The following is a 7424-nucleotide window of genomic DNA, read 5'->3' as shown; positions in this document are numbered from 1 at the left end:
AGGGAATACCGCCTTTCATGACACTTTTTACCTTTTATCTCTATTTTACAGGAAAATGCATTTTCTGGCGATATTTTCTTGATTAAATCAGCGTTTCCCTAGAGTAAACATACTTCAGCAGGCACGCTTTGGCCCCAAAACGGAACGCCGAACTGATCCGGACTTGGATGACGCCTACCTCAGCCTCTTTAACGAAGCCGAAACAGAAGCCAATCCCAGTGTCAAAGAACCGGAGCTGGAAAAGACTACAGTTAAAGGCTACGAACGGAAAGCTAAAAGGAAACCTTCCGTAAAAACACTTTTAGAGTCTCTCCCGGAAGACTGCATTGAGAACATAGACATTGATCTGGATAAGGATCAGAAGGTCTGTGATATATGCGGTCATATACTCTCGCCTATAGGCAAGACCCTTGTTAATACGCAGATTGAGTTTATTCCGGCAAAGCTTATCTGCAAGCGTTACTACCAGAAAGCTTATGAATGCAGGGAGTGCCGCAAGAATGACCAGCCTCATATTGTGAAGCCAATTATGCCGAAGCCTCCTATTCCGTATTCTTTTGCTTCCCCTTCAGCTATAGCCCATGTGATGATGCAGAAGTACGGCCTGGCCGTTCCGCTGAACCGTCAGGAACGCGAATGGAAGCAGCTGGGGCTGCCTCTCAGCAGGGCTACCCTGGCAAACTGGATCATTATTTCTTCAAATGAATACATGAAGCCACTGCAGAATTACATGCATGGCCTCCTTCTCAAAGAACCTTATCTGCACGCAGATGAGACGCCGGTGCAGGTTCTCAATGAAAAAGGCCGTAAGAACACCAGCAAATCCTACATGTGGGTCTTTACCAGCGGAGAGTATGAACCATTACATAATATCCGTCTGTTCCAGTACCGGCAAAGCAGGAAAGGTGCCAATGCATCCGAATTCCTCCAGGGATTTACCGGTTATCTCCAAACGGATGACTATTCCGGATATAACCAGGTAGCCGGTGTTACCCGCTGCCTATGCTGGGCCCATGCAAGACGTAAGTATGTAGAAACCGAAACGGCAAAGCAGGATGAAACTTCAGTAAGCCTGGCTGGCAAGGGACTGCGGTACATACGTAAACTATTTGAAATTGAAAAAGAACTGCGTGAACTTACTCCTGAAGAAAGAAAGGCACAAAGACTTGAAAAGGAAGTACCTGTGCTGAAAGCCTACTGGAAGTGGGCCGAAGACAGCCGGGACAAAGTCCTTCCGAAATCCAGAATCAGCAATGCTCTGAACTACTCCCTGACCAACAAGGAGCAGCTTGAAGCCTACCTGCAGGATGGCCGGTGTGCTATATCCAACAACACTGCGGAAAACAGCATACGTCCTTTTACCGTGGGCCGGAAAAACTGGCTCTTTTCAGCGAGCCCCAAAGGGGCTGAGGCGAGTGCCTGCGTCTACAGTATAATTGAAACCTGTAAGGCCAATAACATAGATCCGGAGAAGTACCTGATCTACATACTCACCCGCATGCCCAATGAAGAGCACCTAAAGGGTGAGGAGGTATTGGAGAAATACATGCCTTGGAACCCTGCAGTGCAGGAAGCATGCAAATAACATAAAGCCCGAAAGCTTATAGTATGATTATTCTATAACTTTCGGGCTTTTTCAATACACTCATTTATTTTGCGCTTACAGAATTTTCCAAAAGGTGACTGCTAATTTCAGTTTATCGAGCTGCTGGGGATTGGCGGTCAGCATGCTTGTGTGTAGAGTCACTCGCACGGGGCTGGTAACTCTATCCGTAAGCACCGCATACCAACAGCTCTAACTGCAATAGTCCGTTTAATTGAAAATCACCGGAGCATAGCCTGCCCCGGTGACTTTCTGATTCCCGCTCAAAGGGGCAGGAATGGATTATCTAACTTCTCAGTTCTTAAGAACAACGTCCTTGCCAAACCATTTTTCAGAAATCTTTGCTGCTTCCCCATTGGCAATCACTTTATCAATGCCCTGGTTCAGGAGGTCCACCAGTGCCTGGTTGTCTTTCTTGATACCGATAGCAAATGTATCCTTGGATACCTGGTCCGGCAATTCACGGAACTGATCCGGTTTCTTTGTCATGTAGTATTCATTCAGTACCGTATCTGCCAGTACTGCATCGCAGCGGCCGGATTCCAGATCCATATATGCGGCAGTAAGATCCGGGTAAGCCTTCACTTCTGCGAAGGAGGCCTTCAGCTGGGGATCCCGATTCAGTGCAGTTTCTGCCGTAGAAGCTTCCTGAATAGTGATTTTCTTTCCCTTCAGGTCTGCCATGGACTGGTAAGGAGAATCTTTCAGCACAACGAATTCCTGGATGTTATCCATGTAGGGTTTCGTAAAGGCCAGCTTCTTCTGCCGTTCCGGGGTCATAGTGAAGCCATTCCAGATGCAGTCGATACGGCCGGAATTGAGTTCTGTTTCCTTGGATGCCCAGTCAATTGGCTTAAATTCAATTTCTACGCCGATTTCTTTAGAAATGGCCTTGGCCATATCGATATCAAAGCCCACAATGTTGCCGCTGTCATCGCGGAATCCCATAGGAGCAAATGTATCATCCATACCGGCAATAATCTTTGTCGGCTTTGCTCCGGCAGCAGCCGACTTTGCAGTACTTGCTGCCTTCTGGTCCCCACCGCCGCATCCGGCAATCAAACCAGCGGCACCCAGTGCCAGAACTCCTGCAATAACCATTTTCTTCAGATTCATAATCCTTACCCCTCTCTTTATTACTTTATTTCGTTAAAGAACTGCTATGACAATATATTACTCAATTTTGCGCTCGTTGTCAAGGGAACATCGGAATGAAAATTTTTCATTCCGATGATTTCCCCATTTCCACGAAAAAAAATGACCCACCGCCCTGTGAAACCCTGACCGGATGCCCCGGATTATTACGGATATTTTACATTGAGAGTACTCTATTTCCTGCATTTCCCTGTGCTATAATAGAAAGGAAAGCTGAGGGTAAAATTATGAATACACCTATAACATTCAACCTGGCTATCGGAAGCAGGAAACCCCATTCCGGTACCCAAAAGGTATGCCCTTTCTGCCATCCGGAAAAGCTGACGGGCATACTGGAACAAAAAGGGGATATCATCTGGCTCATGAACAAGTTCCCCGTTTTTGAAAAGACCTGGCCTACGGTTATTATTGAGACCGCTGACCATAATGCAGAGCTGACCACCTATGAGCCCCAAAAGCTGCACGATGTCATTTCCTTTGGCCTTTCCCACTGGCTGGAGCTGGAAAATGACCGTCGTTTCAAATCGGTCATTTATTTCAAGAACTATGGCCCCGGGTCCGGTGGTTCCCAGCGGCATCCCCATTCCCAGATTATTGGATTGGAAGAATACGATTACCGGGACAATCTTTTGGGTGAAAATTTCTTTGGCCCTGTCGTTCATGAAGACGAAGACTGCTATGCCACGATTTCTGATTACCCCCTTAGCTGTATGGGGGAACTGAATGTGACACTAAAAAAAGATGCTTCTCCGGAAAAATTTGCAGATACCATCCAGAAGCTAGCACGGTTCGTCCTAAATGATTTTCCGCTGCCCTGCACGAGTTATAATATTTTCTTTTATCACGTCAAACATCATATCAATGCCAAGATATTCCCCCGTTATTCGGCAAGTCCTCTGTACATGGGGTACCGCATTACCCATGTCATGGATAAGGAAAGCCAGAAACGGATGATGGATATGCTGGCATCGGATAAATATTTTGGAGAAACCGCAATTCGATGAAATTATACGCATTCAGCGATTTTCACCTGTCCGGAGATCCCCCTACGAAACCTATGGATATTTTTGGGGATCACTGGAAAAACCATAGAGAAAAAATTATTAACGCCTGGCTCGATACGATTCATGAAGACGATGTGGTCATCATGGCCGGTGATCTGTCCTGGGCCATGAACATCAGCGATGCCATTCAAGACCTGAAAATGTTGGGCTCCCTGCCTGGCCGCAAAATTGTTGGCCGTGGAAATCATGATTACTGGTGGGACACAGTAACGAAAATGACCCGTATGACGGAGGGAGCCTTTGAATTCCTTTTTAATTCCGCCATTGATGTAGGCGGCGTGGCCCTGGCGGGCACAAGAGGATGGATTTCTGAAACTTCACCTAAACTGACAGAGGCAGACAGGCCGATTATTGCTCGGGAAGAAGGCCGAATGGAGCGTTCCCTGGAACTGGCAGAAAAGATGAATGTCCCCCGTATCATGGCAGTCCTTCATTATCCTCCTTTTGATGAGATGAAGAAGCCAAACCATATGCTGGAAATCATGAAAGCCCACCATGTAACGGACTGTATTTATGGTCATATCCATGGATCCCCTAATTTCGTCAATCTGCCGGAAGAACTGGAAGGCATTCACCTCCACCTGACCTCGGCGGATTACCTCGATTTTAAGCCCCATTTCATCTGTGACCTGGAGGATTCCCATGCATAAACTCACTGAAAGCCGCCTGCTTGCCGGCTTCATTTATGGCGACAGCCGGACAAAGGAATACGTCTATCTTCCAGGCAGCGAACTGGACTCAGACAACCCTTTCCTCATCTATGAAGAAGATGGACATCGAGAAGATGTTCCTATGGATAGGGCCCTTGAAATTATTGAAAAAAGGAGCCTCCGGCAGACTGTACATCCCCTGTTTGGAAAAAATACAATGCAATAAAAAACCTGTTTCCAATTTTGGAAACAGGTTTTTTATTGTACTGCTCAAGCATGAAATACCTTCTTCATAAACAGGAGAAATGAAAGGGGTAAAAACCGACCTCCAAGGTATGTCAGTTTTCCCATGGGCCCGGGAATAGAGAGGCTTTTACCGCGGCAGCAGTCTTTTAATCCCTGCCTTGCCGTTTCAGAGGCTCTCAAGACGCCTGCCGGATGTTCATGGACATCCGCGTTCTCCATGAATTCCATATCCCCAATCCAATAAGGACACAGCGCGGTGACAGTGATATGCCTGCCGGACAGCTCCTTTCCCAAAGACCGGCTGAAAGACAGCAGAAAACTTTTGGAAGCACTGTAAACGGAAAGTCCCGGCAGAGGAACAAAGGCAGCAGCAGAACAGACATTGAGAATATGGGCACCTCTTTCCATGTAAGGAAGGCAGAGTTTTACCATCCTCACCGGAACATTCATATTAAGTTCCATCATTCCTGCCATATCTTTTTCTGCCTCTTTTTCAAAGGATATGTGCTTTCCCCGGCCCGCATTATTCACGAGGAATGAAATAGACGGCCTTTCTTTTTGGAGTATTTCCTCCAGCACCCTAAATGTGGAATCGTCAAGAAGGTCAAGTGCAAGAATGCGAAGAGGCACAGATACCTGGGCCTTTAAAAGTTCCATTTTTTTCTTTTCGCCTGGCCAGCACCCATATTTCATCCACCTTTCTTTGGATGGAAAGTTCCTTTACAAACTCCGCTCCCAGTCCTGACGAAGCTCCTGTAACAATGGCCACAGATTTATTCATGGCTCCATCATGAGCACCGCCATGTGGCGCCCGGTCCTTCCTTTTTCCCTGCGGTAAGAATAAAAAAGATCGTTCCTATCCCAAGTATCCATATGGCAGTCTTCAATGTGCTCCTCCAGAAGTCCGGCTTTTCTCATGAGAAAGTGATTCATCTCTGCAAGGGCAAAAAGATATTTACCGTTTTTCTTTTTTCTGTAAAGACGAGAAAGTTCATTTTCTTCCGTAAGTGGGCGCATGGCATCGATAACTTCCTGGCCCACCTCAAAATTTGGAAAACCGATAGCAGGCCCAATGGCGCCCAGAATTGTATTCCTGCTGCAGCCAAATTCAGAGACCATGAAATCAACGGTTTTTCCTACAATATTCCCCGCTGTTCCCCGCCATCCTCCATGGGACAGGGCTGCTGCCTTTTTTACCGGATCGTAGAAGAAAAGCGGCGTACAGTCGGCATAATTCATGGTAAGCGGTACGTTTGAATCTCCAGTAATCAGGCCATCGGTATCCGGAATCGCTGTATCTAACGACAATGCTCCGCGGCCGCAATCCTTTCCCGATACTTTTTCTATATGAGTACCATGGACCTGTGAGCAGTTGATCAGACGACTCTCATCTATGCCAAGAGCACGGAAATAACGTTTACGGTTTTCAAGCACATCTTCCACATGGTCTCCCACATGAAGACCCATATTAAGGCTAGTAAAGGGAGACATGCTGACACCGCCGATTCTGCAGGAAACAGCCGCCTTCAGGGGCAGCCCCTGAAAAATAGAAAATGTAAGAAAAGAAATGCCTTCTTTCGATTTAATCATTTCTCCTATCCTCCTTGATCATATCCAATGAACCCCAGATACTTCGGATCAGACTGCTCATATTCTCCGGTACCGGTGCGGTAAAATGCATGGATTCTCCTGTCAGCGGGTGAATAAAAGACAAAGAAAAAGCATGAAGAGCCTGCCGGCTGATTCGGACCACAGATCCCCCATAAAGATCATCACCTAAGAGCGGATGACCGAGAGAAGAAAAATGTACCCGAATCTGGTGTGTCCTTCCGGAAAGCAGGTGAATTCTTAACAGACTGACTTCCGGGGAATCAGCCAGTACTCTATACTCCGTACCTGCCCATTTCCCGTCTTCCCGAACCATCCATTCCACAATGCTTCCCGGCTTACGGCCAATGGGGCGAATAATAGATCCCTCAGATGGTTCAACCTTTCCTTCCACCAGGGCCAGATATTCCCGATATATGGAATCATGGCTTTTTGAAAGACCGTACTGCCCCAGGGCAGATTTGGCTACCACCACAAGCCCGGTTGTATTTCGATCCAGCCGATAAACGGGATGTATACCTGCGTCTTCACCGCTGCGGTGAAAATAACCGGCCACTGCATTGACCAGGGTATCATGGGCCTCACGGGATGTGGGATGAATAATCATTCCCGGTCCTTTATTAACAATCAGTATATCCTTATCCTCGTAGATAATGGATAAAGGAATATCAGAGGGAACAATGTCATTATCCTCGGACCATCGAAAAATTATTGTATCTCCTGCATGAAGGACCATGCGGGCATTATGAACCGGGACCCCATTCACCAGTATTTCGCCCGTCCACTTGATTCTTTTCCATAAGGAAGAAGAAAATTCACGTCGTCCTTTTACAACCCCCTTGAGCTGCTGGCCATCGTGTTTCTCGGTTACAACATATTGTAATTCCATATTTCATACATCCCAAAAATCAAAAATCACAGGTTTATTACCCCTATTTTATCATTAATAGGAAACCCGGAAAATAAAAACCATAAGTCCATAAATAGATAAAAAGAAAAAGCGCCAACCCCATGGTTGACGCTTTTATTTACCAGCAGCTTCTTATCCTCCCAGGCCGCTTCCAGCCAAGTACTTTCGGCGTTTGTGAGCTTAACTAC

9 protein-coding genes are annotated in these 7424 nt (G+C 46.6%); 4 read left to right on the top strand and 5 right to left on the bottom strand.

Features of this window, described 5'->3' with window-relative positions; all coding sequences use genetic code 11:
* The first annotated feature begins 109 nt into the window (after nt 1-109).
* On the top strand, nt 110-1585 hold the full coding sequence (locus QZR21_RS07020; RefSeq protein ID WP_296974584.1) for an IS66 family transposase: 1476 nt from the start codon (nt 110-112) through the stop codon (nt 1583-1585).
* A 312-nt stretch (nt 1586-1897) separates the two neighbouring features.
* Here the strand turns inward: QZR21_RS07020 and QZR21_RS07015 are convergent, their stop codons facing one another.
* Nucleotides 1898-2719 (bottom strand): amino acid ABC transporter substrate-binding protein, encoded by an 822-nt coding sequence (locus QZR21_RS07015; RefSeq protein ID WP_296099838.1) that lies wholly within the window; start codon nt 2717-2719, stop codon nt 1898-1900.
* A gap of 266 nt (nt 2720-2985) precedes the next feature.
* Here QZR21_RS07015 and QZR21_RS07010 point away from each other — a divergent pair, with 266 nt between their 5' ends.
* Genes QZR21_RS07010 through QZR21_RS07000 form a run of 3 tightly spaced genes read left to right on the top strand, consistent with a single transcriptional unit; the run spans nt 2986 to nt 4698 of the window.
* Nucleotides 2986-3762 (top strand): DUF4931 domain-containing protein, encoded by a 777-nt coding sequence (locus QZR21_RS07010; protein WP_296099835.1) that lies wholly within the window; start codon nt 2986-2988, stop codon nt 3760-3762.
* Nucleotides 3759-4472, top strand: coding sequence for a metallophosphoesterase (locus tag QZR21_RS07005; RefSeq protein WP_296099831.1), 714 nt, complete (start codon nt 3759-3761; stop codon nt 4470-4472). The genes QZR21_RS07010 and QZR21_RS07005 overlap by 4 nt, the downstream gene beginning before the upstream one ends.
* Nucleotides 4465-4698, top strand: coding sequence for a hypothetical protein (locus QZR21_RS07000; protein WP_296099829.1), 234 nt, complete (start codon nt 4465-4467; stop codon nt 4696-4698). The genes QZR21_RS07005 and QZR21_RS07000 overlap by 8 nt, the downstream gene beginning before the upstream one ends.
* Before the next feature lie 44 nt (nt 4699-4742).
* Here the strand turns inward: QZR21_RS07000 and QZR21_RS06995 are convergent, their stop codons facing one another.
* From QZR21_RS06995 to QZR21_RS06980, 4 genes are all read right to left on the bottom strand, one after another.
* Complete coding sequence (locus tag QZR21_RS06995) at nt 4743-5375, bottom strand: SDR family oxidoreductase (RefSeq protein ID WP_296099827.1); 633 nt, start codon at nt 5373-5375, stop codon at nt 4743-4745.
* 120 nt (nt 5376-5495) lie between these two features.
* Nucleotides 5496-6308 carry a peptidoglycan editing factor PgeF gene (pgeF, locus tag QZR21_RS06990; protein ID WP_296099824.1) on the bottom strand — a complete coding sequence of 271 codons (813 nt, stop codon included), beginning with the start codon at nt 6306-6308 and terminating at the stop codon, nt 5496-5498.
* On the bottom strand, nt 6301-7215 hold the full coding sequence (locus QZR21_RS06985; protein WP_296099821.1) for an RluA family pseudouridine synthase: 915 nt from the start codon (nt 7213-7215) through the stop codon (nt 6301-6303). Before QZR21_RS06985 ends, pgeF begins: the two co-directional genes overlap by 8 nt.
* A gap of 26 nt (nt 7216-7241) precedes the next feature.
* The coding region (locus QZR21_RS06980; RefSeq protein WP_296974576.1) for a hypothetical protein at nt 7242-7424 on the bottom strand (183 nt) is incomplete at its 5' end.

This window comes from uncultured Dialister sp. (assembly GCF_900541605.1).
GTDB lineage: Bacteria > Bacillota > Negativicutes > Veillonellales > Dialisteraceae > Dialister.
The sequence above is the reverse complement of the archived record's forward strand: the minus strand, read 5'-3'. Positions and strand labels throughout refer to the sequence as shown.

What these genes read in the sequence shown, in the direction of transcription:
- QZR21_RS07015 (WP_296099838.1), bottom strand. Translation starts at nt 2,719, where the DNA reads ATGAATCTGAAGAAAATGGTTATTGCAGGAGTTCTGGCACTGGGTGCC.
- QZR21_RS07010 (WP_296099835.1), top strand. Translation starts at nt 2,986, where the DNA reads ATGAATACACCTATAACATTCAACCTGGCTATCGGAAGCAGGAAACCC.
- QZR21_RS07005 (WP_296099831.1), top strand. Translation starts at nt 3,759, where the DNA reads ATGAAATTATACGCATTCAGCGATTTTCACCTGTCCGGAGATCCCCCT.
- QZR21_RS07000 (WP_296099829.1), top strand. Translation starts at nt 4,465, where the DNA reads ATGCATAAACTCACTGAAAGCCGCCTGCTTGCCGGCTTCATTTATGGC.
- QZR21_RS06995 (WP_296099827.1), bottom strand. Translation starts at nt 5,375, where the DNA reads ATGGAACTTTTAAAGGCCCAGGTATCTGTGCCTCTTCGCATTCTTGCA.
- pgeF (WP_296099824.1), bottom strand. Translation starts at nt 6,308, where the DNA reads ATGATTAAATCGAAAGAAGGCATTTCTTTTCTTACATTTTCTATTTTT.
- QZR21_RS06985 (WP_296099821.1), bottom strand. Translation starts at nt 7,215, where the DNA reads ATGGAATTACAATATGTTGTAACCGAGAAACACGATGGCCAGCAGCTC.